The 16497-nt window shown below is 57.4% G+C and carries 14 protein-coding genes; 9 read left to right on the plus strand and 5 right to left on the minus strand.

Annotated elements, in window-relative coordinates:
* Nucleotides 1–2: 2 nt before the first annotated feature.
* Nucleotides 3–776: a hydroxyacylglutathione hydrolase gene (gloB, locus tag JJQ76_RS08260; protein WP_210396291.1), complete on the minus strand. Its 774-nt coding sequence runs from the start codon at nt 774–776 to the stop codon at nt 3–5.
* Nucleotides 777–866: 90 nt separating this feature from the next.
* On the opposite strand from gloB, the gene JJQ76_RS08265 reads away from it, so the two are divergent.
* From JJQ76_RS08265 to JJQ76_RS08295, 7 genes are all read left to right on the plus strand, one after another.
* Nucleotides 867–1682, plus strand: coding sequence for a class I SAM-dependent methyltransferase (locus JJQ76_RS08265; protein WP_343232499.1), 816 nt, complete (start codon nt 867–869; stop codon nt 1680–1682).
* A 240-nt stretch (nt 1683–1922) separates the two neighbouring features.
* Complete coding sequence (locus tag JJQ76_RS08270; RefSeq protein WP_210396292.1) at nt 1923–2174, plus strand: OadG family protein; 252 nt, start codon at nt 1923–1925, stop codon at nt 2172–2174.
* A gap of 51 nt (nt 2175–2225) precedes the next feature.
* On the plus strand, nt 2226–4031 hold the full coding sequence (oadA, locus tag JJQ76_RS08275; protein WP_210396293.1) for a sodium-extruding oxaloacetate decarboxylase subunit alpha: 1806 nt from the start codon (nt 2226–2228) through the stop codon (nt 4029–4031).
* A gap of 12 nt (nt 4032–4043) precedes the next feature.
* On the plus strand, nt 4044–5345 hold the full coding sequence (locus JJQ76_RS08280) for a sodium ion-translocating decarboxylase subunit beta (protein ID WP_210396294.1): 1302 nt from the start codon (nt 4044–4046) through the stop codon (nt 5343–5345).
* Nucleotides 5346–5554: 209 nt separating this feature from the next.
* The gene (locus JJQ76_RS08285) at nt 5555–6688 is read left to right on the plus strand and encodes an efflux RND transporter periplasmic adaptor subunit (protein WP_210396295.1); all 1134 of its coding nucleotides are present in this window, start codon (nt 5555–5557) and stop codon (nt 6686–6688) included.
* A 12-nt stretch (nt 6689–6700) separates the two neighbouring features.
* Nucleotides 6701–9829 (plus strand): efflux RND transporter permease subunit, encoded by a 3129-nt coding sequence (locus JJQ76_RS08290; RefSeq protein WP_210396296.1) that lies wholly within the window; start codon nt 6701–6703, stop codon nt 9827–9829.
* A 74-nt stretch (nt 9830–9903) separates the two neighbouring features.
* On the plus strand, nt 9904–10839 hold the full coding sequence (locus tag JJQ76_RS08295) for a LysR family transcriptional regulator (protein WP_210396297.1): 936 nt from the start codon (nt 9904–9906) through the stop codon (nt 10837–10839).
* A 70-nt stretch (nt 10840–10909) separates the two neighbouring features.
* Here the strand turns inward: JJQ76_RS08295 and rnhA are convergent, their stop codons facing one another.
* Entirely contained in the window at nt 10910–11374 is a 465-nt protein-coding gene (rnhA, locus tag JJQ76_RS08300; RefSeq protein ID WP_210396298.1) for a ribonuclease HI, read from the minus strand.
* Nucleotides 11375–11492: 118 nt separating this feature from the next.
* Between rnhA and dnaQ the strand changes: the two genes are divergently transcribed.
* Both dnaQ and JJQ76_RS08310 read left to right on the plus strand, forming a co-directional pair.
* Nucleotides 11493–12200: a DNA polymerase III subunit epsilon gene (dnaQ, locus tag JJQ76_RS08305; RefSeq protein ID WP_210396299.1), complete on the plus strand. Its 708-nt coding sequence runs from the start codon at nt 11493–11495 to the stop codon at nt 12198–12200.
* 30 nt (nt 12201–12230) lie between these two features.
* Entirely contained in the window at nt 12231–13064 is an 834-nt protein-coding gene (locus tag JJQ76_RS08310) for an FkbM family methyltransferase (protein WP_210396300.1), read from the plus strand.
* Nucleotides 13065–13194: 130 nt separating this feature from the next.
* Here the strand turns inward: JJQ76_RS08310 and JJQ76_RS08315 are convergent, their stop codons facing one another.
* The 3 genes from JJQ76_RS08315 to JJQ76_RS08325 all read right to left on the minus strand — a co-directional run bounded on the left by JJQ76_RS08315 (nt 13195) and on the right by JJQ76_RS08325 (nt 16099).
* Complete coding sequence (locus JJQ76_RS08315; RefSeq protein WP_210396301.1) at nt 13195–13389, minus strand: hypothetical protein; 195 nt, start codon at nt 13387–13389, stop codon at nt 13195–13197.
* A gap of 258 nt (nt 13390–13647) precedes the next feature.
* The gene (locus tag JJQ76_RS08320) at nt 13648–14220 is read right to left on the minus strand and encodes a hypothetical protein (RefSeq protein WP_210396302.1); all 573 of its coding nucleotides are present in this window, start codon (nt 14218–14220) and stop codon (nt 13648–13650) included.
* 271 nt (nt 14221–14491) lie between these two features.
* A complete protein-coding gene (locus JJQ76_RS08325; RefSeq protein ID WP_210396303.1) occupies nt 14492–16099 on the minus strand; it encodes an isocitrate lyase in 1608 nt (535 codons plus the stop codon).
* Nucleotides 16100–16497: the final 398 nt, after the last annotated feature.

Here is a 16497-nt window from a genome sequence, read left to right on the forward strand (position 1 = left end):
GGTTAGAAAACATCCTTCCACTGGCGGATCGCTGCGAGGGTCTCTGACCCCGGTTGGCAGCTCCCGGTTCCCCGTTTGCCGGCTGCGGTCACGACATCCGCATCACGCGTGCGCATGAAGGGGTTGATCCGTTTCTCTTCGCCAATATGGCTGGGCAGGGTGGGCCAGTGTTGCTTACGCAACTCCTGACAACGATCAATGGCGGCTTGAATGTGGCTGTTGTCCGGTTCTACCGCCTGGGCGAACCTGAGGTTGGCGAGTGAATATTCGTGGGTGCAGTAGACCTCGGTGTTGTCGGGTAGCGAGGCAAAGTAATCCATCGCGGCCTGCATCTGCTCGGCGCTGCCTTCAAACAGGCGACCGCAGCCCGCCAGAAACAGGGTGTCGCCGCAGAACAGCTGCGGTTGACTGCCCGCCAAGTAGTAACTGATGTGGTCGAGGGTGTGGGCCGGGGTGGCCCGCACCGCAAAAGATGCTCCCAGCAGGTCGAGCTGGTCGCCGTCATTGAGGGGGTGGGTAATCAGGCTGCAGGGCGAATTGGCCGGGCCATAAACGGGTATGTCGCGGTCGGCGGTCAACGCGGCAACGCCGCCGGTATGGTCGGCGTGATGGTGGGTGATAAGAATAGCGGCCAGATTCTTGCCCTCCTGGGTCAGCCAGTGCTCGACCACGCTGGCGTCGCCGGGGTCGACCGCCAGTACCGCCGTATCGCCGGCGGCGCCCGCCATCCAGATGTAGTTGTCATCGAAGGCGGGAATCGGTTGAACCTGCAGCATAATCCTTCCTCTATAAGACGGTGACCTGGACCTAGTCTGACCTATAATAGCCGACATGCGTGCCGCCCCAAAGCTTGTGGAGAACTCTCTGTGAAACTCAGTAACACCAAGACCTTAGCGCCGCTCAGTGAGAGCATCGAGGAGGTGCGTGCCTGGTTTAATGGTGAGCTGGGGCAGCAGCTGTTGGCGGCGGAAAAGCGGGTGATGGACCGGGTGATGCCTACGCTTTTTGGCTACCACATGCTGCAGGTGGGGGTGCATGCCGAAACCGACTTGCTGGAGCATGCTTCCGGCGGCCATAAGTTTGTGCTGATGCCGCGCATTGAGATGGGCATGGATGATGCGGCGGTGATCGGTCGTGCCGAAGAGCTGCCGTTGGCCAATGGCTGCATCGATGCAGTGGTGCTGCACCACGCCCTCGACTTTGCCCAGAGCCCGCACCAGGTGTTGCGTGAGGCGGCGCGGGTGCTGCGCCCGGGAGGCAAACTGGTGGTGGTGGGATTCAATCCCTTCAGCTTCTGGGGCCTGAGCCGACTGGTTCGGCAGCGCAAGGGGCAGGTTCCCTGGCGCGGCCATTTCCTTTCCGTTGGGCGTTTGCAGGACTGGCTGACGCTGCTGGAGCTGAAACAGGACCGCGCCTGCTCCGGCTTTTATCGCCCTCCCATAGAGAGTGCCCGCTGGCGGAATCGACTTGAGTTTGTCGAGCGTTGGGGTGAGCGCTACCACACCAATAATGGTGCCTTTCTGGTAATGGTTGCCAGCAAGGAGACGCTGGCACCGACGTCGGTTGGCAGAAGCTGGCGCCGGCGGCTAGTCTTCCCCGTGGCAAAACCGACAGCGTCACGGGCCGGTCGTCAGGTGGCGCGGCAGTCGCCGCCTGACAGCGACAGCGCGCGCGAAGCCTAGGGAAGTCCATTTACCCGTCTGCTCGAACGGTTTTTTTTCGCTTGTTAGGTACTGGTCACCCTGCTGTAGCCCAGGCTATTAGGGGGTTTGACTAGTTCATTTGCTTTTGTTTATGCAAAGTATCAGAAATATTAATTTTATTTTATATCTGGCGCTCGGGTATTGTTTTGCTAACTGAAGAACCGACTCTGATGGTCGGAAATAAGAATGCACACCCTGAACAGGGACAGGAGCATCGCGATGGAAAACAACGATCTGATCTCACAAGGGTTGACCCTGATGGTGTTCGGGATGGGCTTTGTGTTCATCTTTCTGACGCTGTTGGTGGGAGTTACCAACCTGATGTCGGTGCTGGTGACCCGTTATCTGCCCGAACCCGAAGTAGTCCCCGCGGCCCCGAGGCGCGCCGCGCCGGCCGCGACGGACGAGGCGCAGCTGCTGGCCGTGATCTCGGCGGCGGTGCATCAGTATCGACAACGTCATCGCAAGTAGGCGTGAACACCGATCAATAACAAACAGATTTCCAGGATAAGGCACACCGATATGACCGATACAAAAAAACCGTTAGGCATTACCGATGTCGTACTGCGCGACGCGCACCAGTCTCTGTTTGCTACCCGTATGCGGATCGACGATATGCTGCCGATCGCTGAAAAGCTGGACCAGGTTGGTTACTGGTCGCTGGAGACCTGGGGCGGCGCTACCTTTGACTCCTGTATCCGTTTTATCGGTGAAGATCCCTGGGAGCGCATTCGTGAACTGAAAAAGGCGATGCCGAATACTCGCCACCAGATGCTGTTCCGGGCGCAGAATATACTCGGCTACCGCCATTACGCCGATGATGTGGTAAAGAAGTTTGTCGAGCGCGCCAAAACTAACGGCGTTGATGTTTTCCGCGTGTTCGACGCGATGAATGACGCGCGTAACCTCGAGACCGCACTGAAGGCGGTTAAAGAGTTCGAAGGCCACGCTCAGGGCACCATCTCCTACACCAAGAGCCGTGTTCACACCACCGAAATGTGGGTCGATTACGCCAAGACCATCGAAGATATGGGTGCCGACTCCATCTGTATCAAGGATATGTCCGGCATTCTGACGCCGTACGATGCGTTCGACCTGGTTTCGCGCCTGAAGGCGCAGACCAACCTGGAGGTGCATCTGCACGCCCACGCCACCTCCGGCCTGTCTGACATGACTATCCTCAAAGCGGCGGAGGCAGGCATCGATCGGGTTGATACCGCGATCTCCTCCATGTCGATGACCTACGGTCATAGTGCGACCGAATCTATTGTTGCCGCGCTGGCGGGTACCGATCGTGATACTGGTCTGAATCTGGAGCTGATCGAAGAGATCGCTGCTTATTTCCGTGAAGTGCGGAAAAAGTACGCCAAGTTCGAAGGGTCTCTGAAGGGTACCGATTCGCGCATTCTGGTAGCTCAGGTGCCGGGTGGCATGCTGACCAACATGGAAAACCAGCTGAAAGAGCAGGGTGCGGCCGACAAGTTCGATGACGTACTCAAAGAAATTCCGCGGGTTCGTGAAGATCTGGGCCTGATTCCGCTGGTAACCCCGACGTCACAGATCGTTGGTACCCAGGCGGTGCTGAACGTGCTCACCGGTGAGCGTTACAAGAGCATCTCCAAGGAGACCGCCGGTATCCTCAAGGGGGAATACGGTGCGGCGCCTGCTCCTTTCAATGCGGAGCTGCAGGCGCGGGTTCTGGACGGTGGTGAAGCGATTACCTGTCGTCCGGCCGACCTGCTGGAGCCGGAGCTGGACAAACTGACTGACGAACTGCGCAAACTGGCGAAGGATAAAGATTTCCGCCTGCAAACCGGTGAGCGTGAAATCGACGACGTCCTGACCTACGCCCTGTTCCCGCAGATCGGGCTGAAGTTCCTTGAGAATCGTGGCGATGCGTCTGCGTTCGAACCGGCGCCGACGCTGGAACAGGCCCAGGCGGCCCCGGCACCGGCCAAGAGCAGCAGCGGTGAAGATGTCTACACCGTCAACGTCAATGGCCAGAGCTATGTGGTGCAGGTCACCGAGGGCGGCGATGTGACCGCTCTGGCTCCGGTAGGCGGCTCTGCTCCGGCTCCGACGGCATCCGCGGCGGCTGCGCCGGCAGCGACCGGTGGCGAGCCGGTGGCGGCGCCGCTGGCCGGCAACATCTGGAAAGTGCAGGTGCAGGCCGGTGATATGGTGCAGGAGGGTGACGTGCTGGTGATTCTTGAGGCGATGAAGATGGAAACCGAAGTGCGGGCGGCCAAGTCCGGTACGGTTGGTTCCATCAGCGTCAAAGAAGGTGATGCGGTGAAGGTAGGGGATACCCTGCTGACGCTGGCGTAAGGGCGCTTCCTTATGGATAACGTAATCAAACTGTTCGTCAGCTCCGGCATCTACAATATGACGCTGGGGCAAGCGGTGATGATCGCTGTCGGTCTGGTGCTGCTGTTTCTGGCGATCAAGAAAAACTTCGAGCCGCTGCTGCTGGTGCCGATCGGTTTCGGTGGCATTATGGCCAACATTCCCGAGGCGGGGCTGGCGTTCTCAGCGGTGGAAAACGCGCTGCATCTGGGAACGCCGGAGCTGGTTGGTTCGATTGCCCAGGCCGTAGGGCTGGACGCGGGTGCTGCTCTCAAGGCGATCAAGGAAGCCTATGCCAGTGCCGATGCGGCCGCCCACCTGCTGGCGGTGCAGACCGCAGCAGATGCGGGCTTCAACAACGGCATGTTGTACAACTTCTACACTGTGGCGATCGCCAGTGGTGCAGCGCCGCTGCTGATCTTCATGGGCGTGGGAGCGATGACCGACTTTGGTCCGCTGTTGGCGAACCCCAAGACCCTGTTTCTAGGGGCCGCGGCCCAGTTTGGTATCTTTGCCACGGTACTGGGTGCGGTGGGGTTGTCAGCGCTGGGTATTATGGATTTCACCATTCAGGATGCGGCCGCTATCGGCATCATCGGTGGTGCTGACGGGCCTACGGCTATCTATGTCGCCAGCTTGCTGGCGCCGCACCTGCTGGGTGCGATCGCGGTGGCTGCCTACTCCTACATGGCACTGGTGCCGATGATCCAGCCACCGATCATGCGTGCGCTGACCACGGCGGATGAGCGCAAGATCGCCATGACCCAGCTGCGCCATGTGAGCAAGACCGAGAAGATCTTCTTCCCGATCCTGCTGCTGATTCTGGTAGCGCTGCTGCTGCCTGACGCGGCACCGCTGCTGGGGATGTTCTGCTTTGGTAACCTGATGCGCGAGTGCGGGGTGGTTGACCGCCTCAGTGATACCGCCCAGAACGCGTTGATTAATATCGTTACCATTTTTCTTGGCCTGTCGGTCGGCTCCAAGCTGAGCGCAGACAAGTTCCTTGACCTGAACACTCTGGGCATTCTGGCGCTGGGTATCGTTGCTTTCGGGATCGGTACTGCGGCTGGTGTATTGATGGCCAAGCTGATGAACAAGGTAAGCAAGCACCCTATCAACCCCTTGATCGGTTCAGCCGGAGTGTCCGCAGTGCCCATGGCGGCGCGGGTGTCCAATAAAATTGGCCTGGAAGCGAATCCGCAGAACTTTCTGCTGATGCACGCAATGGGACCTAATGTCGCTGGTGTTATCGGCTCGGCGGTAGCGGCAGGGGTGATGATCAAGTTCGTGGGTTAGCGGTTTCCCTTTCGCGATTCACACTCTTTGGGGGCCTTTGGCCCCCTTTTTTTGTTCAGTCTTCGGTAAATCAGCAATTTTTGACAATAAATAGTGGTTATATTCAATAAGCTGCGTGGTTAATTTTCTCTTTACTTAACAGTGCGTATCGTGGCGCTCCGGCTATGCTTAACCAAGTTTGCTAAGTATCTGTATATAAGGAGATCAACATGTCACGCCTGCCGTCTTGGATGGGATGTGCCTTACTCACTTTCTTGGCGGGATGTGATCAAGCACCTCCACCCGCACCGCCAGCGAAGCCCGCCGTGGTGGTCACCACCGTAGGCTATGACATGGTAACCCCCAATGCCGAGTTTGTTGGCCGTACTCAGGCGTCGGAGGACGTCAAACTGCAGGCCCAGGTCAGTGGTCCGTTGCTGCGTCGGGATTTCAAGGAGGGTGATCAGGTCGAGAAGGGCCAGCTGCTGTTCGAGATAGACCCAGCGCCATTCAAGGCGGCGCTGTCGCAGCAGCAGGCGATTCTTACTCAGGCCCGGGCGGCGTTGTCGGTGGCCGAGCGGAACTACAACCGCGGCAAACAGCTGCATCCGCAGGGTATGATTTCAGATAGCGACATGGATCAGTTGACCTCCAACAAGGATCAGGCAGCGGCCAAAGTGGTGCAGGCGCAGTCGGCGGTCGACGCCGCCCAGCTGCAACTGGATTACACCCGTATCGAAGCTCCGATCAGTGGTCGTATCTCCGCCTCGCTGGTATCCATCGGTGATTTGATCTCTCCCCAGGTCACGTTGGCCACTCTGGTGCAGCTCGATCCCATGTGGGTCAACTTTCAGGCCAGCGAGCAGCAGGTGGCCAATGCGCGGCAGGCGCGCCTTGACGACAGTCAGAAGCCCACTCTCGACACCTTCGATTTGAGACTGCTGATGCCCAACGGTAACCCCTATGAGCGCGGTGGTTCGATTGAGTTTGTCGATAACCGAGTTGATTCGCGTACCGGAACCATCAACCTGCGCGCCAGTTTTCCCAATCCGGACGGCCTGTTGTTGCCGGGTATGTATGTGACCGTCACGGTATCGGTACCAACGGAACAACAGGTCATTCTGATTCCCCAGGCCTCGGTGCAGGAGGATCAGCAAGGCCGCTTTGTGATGGTGGTGGGCGATGGCAATAAGGTCGTCAAGCGCCTGGTCACGCTGGGCGATCGATACGGTGTGGAGTGGCAGGTTGTGGAAGGGCTGCAGGAGGGGGAGCGCATCGTGGTTGAAGGGTTGCAGAAGATACGCGCCGGTATCGAAGTGCAGGCGACGGAGCAGACCATCGAACCGTTTCAGGCCAATCAATAAGAGGGCGGTTCGATGATCAGCAAGTTCTTTGTCTTCAGGCCCAAGTTTGCCTTTGTTATCTCCATCGTTCTGACCCTGGTCGGCGCGATTGCGATTCCGCTGCTGCCGGTGGCCGAGTTTCCCGAAGTGTCACCGCCCCAGGTGAGCGTTACCACCAGCTATCCCGGGGCCAGCGCCGAGGTGTTGCAGGAAACCGTGGCACAGGTCATCGAGGCCGAGGTCAACGGAGTCGATGACATGCTCTATATGTCATCGAAAACCTCCAATGACGGTGCCTATTCGCTGACGGTTACCTTCGATGTAGGCACCGATAGCGACCAGGCACAGGTTAACGTGCAGAACCGGGTACAGCAGGCTGTGCCCCGGTTACCGGCAATCGTGAACCAGCAGGGGGTCCGGGTTAAGAAGCAGAGCCCCAACTTTGTCATGATCGTCAATCTGGTTTCGACCAACGACAATATCGATGGCCTGTTTCTGGCCAACTACGCCGGTATTTACGTCAAGGATGAGCTGGCGCGGATCAATGGTGTATCTGATGTATCGGTGATCGGCGCAATGGACTACGCCATGAGGATCTGGCTGGATCCGGACCGTCTGGCGAGTTTATCGGTGACCGCGCAGGATGTGATCGCGGCGCTGCAGGAGCAGAATATTCAGGTGGCTGCCGGGCGCATTGGTGCCGCACCGGTGGACCCCGATCAGCAGTTTCAATATACCCTCCAGGCCAAAGGGCGACTGACCAGCCCTGAAGAGTTTTCGGCGGTGGTGGTGCGTTCCAATAACGATGGCTCCAAGGTCGTGGTCGGCGATGTGGCTCGGGTGGAACTCGGTAGCCAGTCCTATGACTCGCAGGGCAAACTGGACAACAACCCCAGTGCGTTGGTCGCCATCTACCAGTCTCCGGACGCCAATGCGCTGGAGGTGGCCAGCGATGTGCGTGCGACCATGGAGCGGTTGTCGCAAAGCTACCCGGACGGACTTGATCACCTGATTCTCTACGACACGACGGAGTTCGTTTCAGTGTCGATCAAAGAGGTGGTGGTTACGCTGTTGGTGGCGGTCGTGTTGGTTATCCTCACGGTGTATCTCTTTTTGCAGGATGTGCGTTCGACCCTTATACCGTCGATCGCCATTCCGGTGTCGCTGATCGGAACATTCGCGGTGTTACTGGCGTCGGGCATGACCATCAATACGGTATCGCTGTTTGCCCTTATTCTGGCCATCGGTATCGTGGTGGATGATGCCATCGTGGTGGTAGAGAATGTCACCCGATTGATGGAAGAGGAGGGATTGTCACCCCGTGACGCAACGCTCAAGGCGATGGAAGAGGTAACCGGGCCGGTTATAGCCACGACTTTGGTGCTGCTGGCGGTATTTGCGCCGACGGCCTTTATGCCGGGAATTACCGGCCAGATGTACGCCCAGTTTTCGGTTACCATCTGTATCTCTGTGCTGATCTCGTCGGTCAATGCGCTGACTCTGTCACCGGCCCTGTGTGCCTCGTTGCTGAAAGTGCCAAAGAAGCACGAGAGCGGTTTTCATGCCTTGTTCAATCGCTACTTTAATGCGCTGACCCGCGGTTATACCAACTGGGTCAAGGCGTTGATCCGTCGTGCGCTGGTGGTTGGCGTTCTCTTTCTGGGGGCGTTGGGCGCCACCGGCTATCTGGCGAGTACTTTGCCGGGCGGCTTTGTCCCCGCCGAGGACAAGAAGGCGTTTCTGGTTGATCTGCAACTACCGGACGGAGCCAGCCTTAACCGGACCGAGGCGGTGATGAGGGAGTTGGTGGCGCGGACTCTGGATGAACCGGGAGTGACCAATGTGATTCACGCATCCGGTTTCTCGGTGTTGACCGGTTCGGTGGCGTCCAATGGCGGCCTGATGGTGGTGGTATTGGATAACTGGGAGCAGCGTGCTGCTCCCGAACTGACCGATAAGGCGATACTGGCGAAGCTGCAGCGGCTGTATAACCAGAATCCACAGGTCAGCGCCCGCGCCTTTACCCTGCCGCCCTTGCCCGGTGTTGGGGCAGTGGGCGGGTTGGAATATGTGCTGCAGGACACCGCCGGCAGATCGCCGCAGGAGTTGGCGGCGGTGATGCGGGCGGTGATCCTCAAGGCCAACGAGCGCCCGGAGATCGCCTTTGCGTTCAGTAACTATCGTGCTGATGTTCCGCAGATGTTCATCGACCTGGACCGGGAGAAAGCCAAGGCGCTGGGAGTCCCGTTGACGGAGGTGTTCGGCACCCTGCAGACGATGTTGGGTGGCAGCTACGTCAACGACTTTAACCGCTTCGGCAAAGTGTTCCGGGTGATGGTTCAGGGGGAGGGCGAGTACCGTAACTCGGACAAGGATATTGCCCGTTTCTACGTTCGCAGCGCCGAAGGCGAGATGGTGCCGCTATCGACGTTGGTGCGGGTAACGCCGACCCTCGGGCCTGAGGTGCTGAATCGCTACAACCTATATAGTTCCGCCAATATCAACGCCATACCCGCGCCGGGCTTCAGCAGTGGTCAGGCGATCAAGGCGCTGGAGGAGGTCTCGGCCGAGGTGCTTCCCGAGGGCTACAGCTACAGCTGGACAGGCCAGACCTACCAAGAGATCAAAGCGGGTAATCTGGCACCGGTTATCTTCGGCCTGGCGCTGATCTTCACCTACCTGTTTCTGGTTGCCCAGTATGAAAGCTGGTCCATTCCGGTTGCGGTGATGCTGGCGGTGCCACTGGCCGTGCTGGGGGCGTTTCTCAACGTACTGGTGGCGGGTGCCGAAGTTAACCTTTATACCCAGATTGGGCTGGTACTGCTGATCGGCATGGCGTCGAAGAACGCGATCCTGATCGTCGAGTTCGCCAAGCAGCAGCGGGAGGCGGGAATGGCGATCAAGGAAGCGGCGCTGGAGGCGGCGAGAATGCGTTTCCGTGCGGTACTGATGACGGCGTTCTCTTTTATTCTCGGCGTGCTGCCGTTGGTGATTGCCACCGGCGCCGGGGCTGAGAGCCGCAATTCGCTTGGTTATGCGGTGTTTGGGGGGATGATGGCCGCGGGTATCGTCGGTACCCTGCTGGTGCCCTATTTTTACGTGGTCATGCAGGGGCTGCGTGAGCGCTTCAAGGGTGGCGCAGCAACCGATAATAGCGGCTAGAGTCAGCGCCGCTGATTCAGTACACTGGCAACGGCAACCTTCGGGTTGCCGTTTTTCTTCGTTGAGGACCCCGCATGAAAATGACCCTGCGCCAGCTGTCGCTGTTTCAGTGTGTTGCCCGTCACATGAGCTTTACCAAGGCGGCGGAAGAGATGCACCTGACCCAGCCGGCGGTCAGCATCCAGCTCAAACAGCTGGAGGAACATGTGGGAATGCCGTTGTTTGAGCAGGTGGGGAAGAAGCTTTTTTTGACCAACGCCGGGCGGGAACTGCAGCATTCCTGCGAAGATATCTTCTCCCGCCTGGATAATCTCGAAATGGCGCTGACCCAGATGAAGGGAGTGATGCACGGTAGTTTGCGGATCGCCTCGGTCAGCAGCGCCAAGTATTTCGTTCCGCATCTGCTGGGCGATTTTCATCGCCAGTATCCGGAGATTACCCTCAGTTTGCAGGTCAACAACCGTGGGCAGATATTGCGCCGGCTGATGAACAATGAAGACGACCTGGCTCTGATGGCGCAGGTACCGGACGATATGAAACTGTGCAGTTATCCCATCATCGATAACCCGATGATCGCCATTGCACCACCGGATCATCCGCTGGTGGGCAAAAAAGCGCTGCCGCCGAGCGTGTTGCAGGAGGAGTGTTTTCTAATGCGCGAAGAGGGGTCCGGCTCGCGCAAAGCGATCGAAGATCACTTTCGGCACAACGGTATCGAACTCAATCAGACCATGGAACTCGGTAGCAGTGAAACCATCAAGCAGGGGGTGATGGCCGGCTTGGGGTTGTCGGTGTTGTCGCGTCACAGCGTGGCGCTGGAACTGGCCACCGGCTGCCTGGTGGCGCTGGACGTAGAAACTTTACCGATTCTCTGGACCTGGTGCTTGGTACATCATCAGGAGAAGAAACTGTCGCCGGCGGCGCAGGCGTTTCTCGACCACGTACTAACCCATCGTGAACAGGTTAAGGTGCTGATCGATAACCTGTTTCTGGATGCATCACTGCACTAGTTGGGCAAGGGGTTCTGGTGCGAGTGTGAGGTTGTACCCTGCTGCCGGTGGCCTTGCCGAAACAGCGGCTTCAGCCGGGTTTGAAACCGCTATCTTCAATCAGGTTGTCGCCTGATGCGGCATCACGTGCCAGATCGTCCACCCGCTCATTTTCAGGGTGGCCACTGTGACCCTTGACCCAACGCCAATCGATATCGTGCTGCCGGGTGGCGGCGTCCAGGCGTTGCCAGAGGTCGACATTTTTCACCGGTTGCTTATTGGCGGTCTTCCAGCCTTTGCGTTTCCAGCCTTGAATCCATTGAGTGATGCCCTGACGCACGTACTGGCTGTCAGTGGTCAGGATCACTTTGCAAGGCTCGGTTAGCGCTTCCAGAGCGGCGATGGCGGCCATCAACTCCATGCGGTTGTTGGTGGTCAGACGATAGCCTTGACTGAGTTCCTTGTGATGCTTGCCAAAAAGGAGCAGTGCGCCGTAGCCGCCGGGGCCGGGATTACCGAGGCATGAACCATCGGTGTATGCGGTAATCTGTTTCAAAACGGGTCGATCTATCCAGTGTGTGAGGGGCCATTGTAGTGAGTCGGGCTGTGATAAGATAGGCCGCGTTAGGGTTCCTTCGACCCCGTCGTTAATTGAGAGCGAGTTCAGAAACACTATGCGTCAGATCGTCCTGGATACGGAAACCACCGGTATTGAACCGTCCGAAGGTCACCGCATTATCGAGATCGGTTGTGTCGAGATGATCAACCGTAAGCTGACCGGGCGTACCTACCACCGCTACATTCGTCCGGAGCGCGAGATTGACGCCGAGGCGATCGAAGTACACGGCATCACCAACGATTTTCTCGCCGACAAGCCGCTGTTCCATGAGGTAATGGAGGAGTTCAAGGCGTTTATCGCCGGGGGGGAGTTGATCATCCACAACGCGCCGTTTGACGTTGGCTTTATCAACCACGAGTTTGCATTGGCCGGCCCTGATAACGGCCGGGTAGAAGATATCTGCACCGTCCTTGATACCTTGGTGATGGCGCGACAGATGTTTCCGGGACAGAAGAACAACCTGGATGCCCTGTGCAAGCGCTTCTTTATTGATAACTCGCAGCGTACTCTTCACGGGGCGTTGCTCGACTCCGAGATCCTCGCCGACGTTTACCTGATGATGACCGGCGGCCAGACCAGCTTGTCGCTGGGCGCCGGCGCTGACGGCAGTGATGCACCGACGCCGATTCGGCGCGTCGCTCCCGGTCAGTTCCAACTGCAGGTGATCAACGCTACCGCCGAGGAACAAGCGGCCCATGAGGCGATGCTGGATCGCATCGACAAGAAGAGCGGTGGTAGCGTCTGGCGCGGCGCAAGCCACTGATCAACCATCGCCCGGTCAGAGGATGACTACGTGAACTCAACTGTGAACCTGCGCGTTGCCTTTGCCACGCCTCATAACCCCTGTGCGGAATTTGCCATCGGTCTGAATCCTGCCCGCGCCACCGAAGCACAGATGATCCAGTGTCTGTCGCAGGGTGTCCTGTACGAACAGTTCACCAGTTGGGTGGTGATCAGCTTGTTGCGACCCGGTGATATTGCAGTGGATGTGGGCGCCCATGTGGGCTTCTACACCCTGTTGATGCGCAGCCTGGTGGGGGCAAGCGGCGCGGTGAGGGCGGCCGAGCCAGAGCGGGATAGTTACATGGCGCTGCTGGGTAACATGGCACGCAACGGCTTCGGCGATATCGCCACCATTCCCAGCGCCATCAGCGACCGTGCGGGTCGGGCGGCGTTTGTGCAGGATACCAACAACGAGGGCGAATCCAGGCTGGCGACGCTGGCTGATAGCAGCTCGCTCCGGGTCACCACCACTACTTTGGACCAGTGGCTGCAGGATCTTCCCCGTCCTGCGCGGTTGCTCAAGCTGGACGCCGAAGGGTGCGAACTGCACATTTTGAACGGCGCCACCGAGTTCTTCGCACGTCAGGCTCCGGGGGCGGTTATCTGTGAAATAAACCCTACGGCGCTGAACCGTTACGGGGCATCAAGCGATGGGCTACGGCTACGATTCCGTGAGTGGGGGTACAGCTGCTACCTGATCAATGTGGCTGCCAAGGGCCGCTATGATCTTTGCGATGGCGCGATCCTTAAACCGCTGCTGGACGATGAACGCGTCGATACCAATGCGGTTTACAATCTGCTTTTCTGCAGCCCTGGTGTGGTGCCGGCCGGGTTGGGTGTCTAGACCCGGCCGCACCCTGGTTCCCGCCTTTTAAGCGGCTTTTTTCAGTTTTTTCTTCAAGGTTTTCAATTTGTCTTCATGCTTGGCGATCTTCGCCTTGCGCGCTTTGATGCTTTTTTTCAGTTCCTTTACTTTAGCTTTGGCCATCGGAGTGCTCCTTGGATAGTTGGTGCTGTCGTTTCATGAACTCGCGAATAAACTGCCGTACCTCTCGCGCTGCGCTGGTGTCGAGTTGATCGCACAGATCAACGAACTCGTCCCGTTCCGCCGCGCTGATACGAATGACCAGCTGGCTATCCTTCTTTTTGTCTTTCTTTCTACCGCCCACTTGGGTTTACCCCTGCCAGCATGAGACGGCCAGGAAGAGCCTGAGGTCCGTCACGTAGATGCTTGCTGATTGGTATCAACAATGTATATACGTTGGCGATACAGTTAAGCAGGCTGTAACTCCGTTTGCCATGCATGTGGCCAGAATTCACAGAAACTTCACGAAAATGACATTGGTTAGTCATCCGGGCTGGTTGCGGGCGTGCGGGAACAAAAAAGGCAGCTCCGTGGGGCTGCCTTTTCTGAATGGCGATTGCGTTTAGGCGGGTGCGTCCGTCACGTCACAGAGGTACTGCGGTTCGATATCCAGATCGATATAGGCCATGCCCAGCTTGTCGAGGTAGTCAGCGCGGTCGGTTTGGGTGGGGTGTAGTAGGGGGAACGCTACCTCGTTTTGTTTATAAAGATCTTCCAAATAGTCGAAATACTCGTCGGTGCGTGCGATCAGCATGGCGGCCGCTCCCACATCCGGCTTGACCTGTTGTTGCAGGCTTTCAGGCAGCTCCAGTGCCAGTACAACGGGTTGCTCTTCACCCTCAAAGCGGACACTGCGGTTACGCACGCATTGCTGCGCCCAGTAATAGGCTAGTTCGCGGCTCTGGGTAAGAAAAACCGGTTCCTTGGTCTGCTCCAGGTCGTTGTGACCGATGGTTTCCAACGTCTTTGCAACGGACTGTTGTAGTGCCTGATCGCCAGAGCCCTTAAGCCCCTCTGTCATGATGGATTCCAACAGGGCCGACGAGGTGCCGTGGTACCAGACGTTGCTGGTGGCGAATCCGGTCTCGCTTAACAACGTTGCAGCATCCTGTAAGTGGGCAGGAACCTGAGTCATAACAGCACCTCTCTTGGTCGATGATATCGTATCGGTAAATGGCCGGTATCCCGGCCCTCTCGGGCGCGTCATCATAACCGCCACGGCGGTCAGATCAAGGCTCGTTACATCAAGATAACGGCAAATAGGGTCGCTATTGGTCGTTACCCTGGAACACAGTACGTGGGGCGTAGCCGTTGCTGAAACGAAAAAGGCGACCCGTGGGCCGCCTTTTATCCCCTTACCGCAGCTGAGCCACTGTAAGGGGGAACACTGTGCTGTTCAGCGGTCGTTATACTTCGACGTCGTTGAACTGGTTGGAGGTGTTCTTGGCGCCACCCGCTTTCAAAGCGTTTTCACCCGCGTAGTACTCTTTGTGATCGTCGCCGATGTCGGAACCGGACATGTTCTGGTGCTTAACACAAGCGATACCCTGACGGATCTCTTTGCGCTGTACGCCAGCTACGTAGCCCAACATGCCTTGCTCACCGAAGTACTCTTTGGCCAGGTTGTCGGTAGACAGGGCCGCCGTGTGGTAAGTCGGCAGAGTGATCAGGTGGTGGAATACGTTCGCTTCACGTGCAGTATCTGCCTGGAAGGTGCGAACGCGAGCGTCAGCTTCTGCAGCCAGTTCGGAATCGTCGTACTCGGCAGACATCAGCTTGTCACGGTCGTAAGCGGAAACGTCTTTGCCAGCTTCAACCCAAGCATCGTACGCCTGCTGTCGGAAGTTCAGGGTCCAGTTGAAAGAAGGTGAGTTGTTGTAAACCAGCTTCGCATCCGGGTGAACTTTACGAACTTCGTCCATCATCTCCTTGATTTCGTGAACCGTCGGAACTGCGGTTTCGATCCACAAAAGGTCAGCGCCGGCATTGATCGCTTCGATACAGTCGAACACGCAACGCTCGTGGCCAGTGCCCTGACGGAACTGGTACAGACCAGAAGGCAGACGCTTGGGACGAACCAGCTTGCCGTTGCGGCTGATTAGTACGTCACCTTCAGAGGTTTCCTCAGGGGTGACTTCTTCGCAATCCAGGAAGGAGTTGTAAACGTCGCCTTGATCACCCGGCTCTTTAACAACCGCGATCTCTTTGGTCAGGCCAGCACCTTCGGAGTCGGTACGAGCAACGATAACACCCTCGTCAACACCCAGCTCCAGGAAGGCATAACGCAGGGCGCGCAGCTTGTTATGGAAGTCAGCGTGAGGAACGGTCACTTTGCCGTCCTGGTGACCACACTGCTTCTCGTCAGCAACCTGGTTCTCGATCTGCAGACAGCAAGCGCCGGCTTCGATCATCTGCTTGGCCATCAGGTAAGTGGCTTCGGCGTTACCAAAACCTGCATCGATGTCAGCAACGATCGGCACAACGTGGGTTTCGTGGTTGTCGATCTTGGATTGGATCTCGGCTTCTTTGGCGCTGTCGCCGGCTTCACGAGCCTTGTCCAGTTCACGGAACAGGCCGCCCAGTTCACGGGCATCCGCCTGACGCAGGAAGGTGTAGAGTTCACGAACCAGATCAGCTACCACAGTTTTTTCATGCATGGACTGATCAGGTAGCGGACCGAAGCTGGAACGCAGCGCAGCAACCATCCAGCCGGACAGGTACAGGTACTTGCGTTCGGTGGAGCCGAAGTGCTTCTTGATGGAGATCAGCTTCTGCTGACCGATGAAACCGTGCCAGCAACCCAGTGACTGGGTGTACTTGGTCTTGTCTTTGTCGAAAGCGGCCATGTCGCGACGCATGATGCCGGCACAGTACTTGGCGATGTCCAGACCGGTTTTGAATTTGTTCTGCGCACGCATGCGAGCAGCGTACTCCGGATTGATCGCGTCCCAGGATGAACCGTGAGCGCTGCGGAGTGTGGCAACCGAGTCGATGTCTTTCTGGATCTCTGACATGGTTAGTTCCTTCGTAATGGAGGTTAAATCTCTATCGCTTTCAGGGCGCCTTCCCGAGGCTGCTGGGCGACTCTTGGAAGTTACTCTACTGCCTCGTTCAGCATAAAAGAAATCAATATTCTCTATTTTCAGTATCCATCTGGTGAATGTTAGACCTTGGCCTGACGCCCCTGTGAATATTCACCACGCACTTTTATACCGGCTTTGCTGCTGCGGTTTATTGATCTGGATTAGCCTTTGCTGCGGGTGCGTTCAAATAGGAATAATGCCTATTAAATAAATAATTTATTGGGGTTTTTTGATTGCGCTAATGCGGTTTGGGGAGTGCTTGATGGAGGTGTGGAGCGTTAGTGTGTTCGGTTAAGGTTTGATTTTTATGCACCCCGGGACCTGTTTGC

It is taken from the genome of Motiliproteus sediminis (assembly GCF_017912535.1).
In the GTDB taxonomy this organism is placed as follows: Bacteria; Pseudomonadota; Gammaproteobacteria; order Pseudomonadales; family Balneatricaceae; genus Motiliproteus; species Motiliproteus sediminis.

What these genes read in the sequence shown, in the direction of transcription:
- gloB (WP_210396291.1), bottom strand. Translation starts at nt 776, where the DNA reads ATGCTGCAGGTTCAACCGATTCCCGCCTTCGATGACAACTACATCTGG.
- JJQ76_RS08270 (WP_210396292.1), top strand. Translation starts at nt 1,923, where the DNA reads ATGGAAAACAACGATCTGATCTCACAAGGGTTGACCCTGATGGTGTTC.
- oadA (WP_210396293.1), top strand. Translation starts at nt 2,226, where the DNA reads ATGACCGATACAAAAAAACCGTTAGGCATTACCGATGTCGTACTGCGC.
- JJQ76_RS08280 (WP_210396294.1), top strand. Translation starts at nt 4,044, where the DNA reads ATGGATAACGTAATCAAACTGTTCGTCAGCTCCGGCATCTACAATATG.
- JJQ76_RS08285 (WP_210396295.1), top strand. Translation starts at nt 5,555, where the DNA reads ATGTCACGCCTGCCGTCTTGGATGGGATGTGCCTTACTCACTTTCTTG.
- JJQ76_RS08290 (WP_210396296.1), top strand. Translation starts at nt 6,701, where the DNA reads ATGATCAGCAAGTTCTTTGTCTTCAGGCCCAAGTTTGCCTTTGTTATC.
- JJQ76_RS08295 (WP_210396297.1), top strand. Translation starts at nt 9,904, where the DNA reads ATGAAAATGACCCTGCGCCAGCTGTCGCTGTTTCAGTGTGTTGCCCGT.
- dnaQ (WP_210396299.1), top strand. Translation starts at nt 11,493, where the DNA reads ATGCGTCAGATCGTCCTGGATACGGAAACCACCGGTATTGAACCGTCC.
- JJQ76_RS08320 (WP_210396302.1), bottom strand. Translation starts at nt 14,220, where the DNA reads ATGACTCAGGTTCCTGCCCACTTACAGGATGCTGCAACGTTGTTAAGC.
- JJQ76_RS08325 (WP_210396303.1), bottom strand. Translation starts at nt 16,099, where the DNA reads ATGTCAGAGATCCAGAAAGACATCGACTCGGTTGCCACACTCCGCAGC.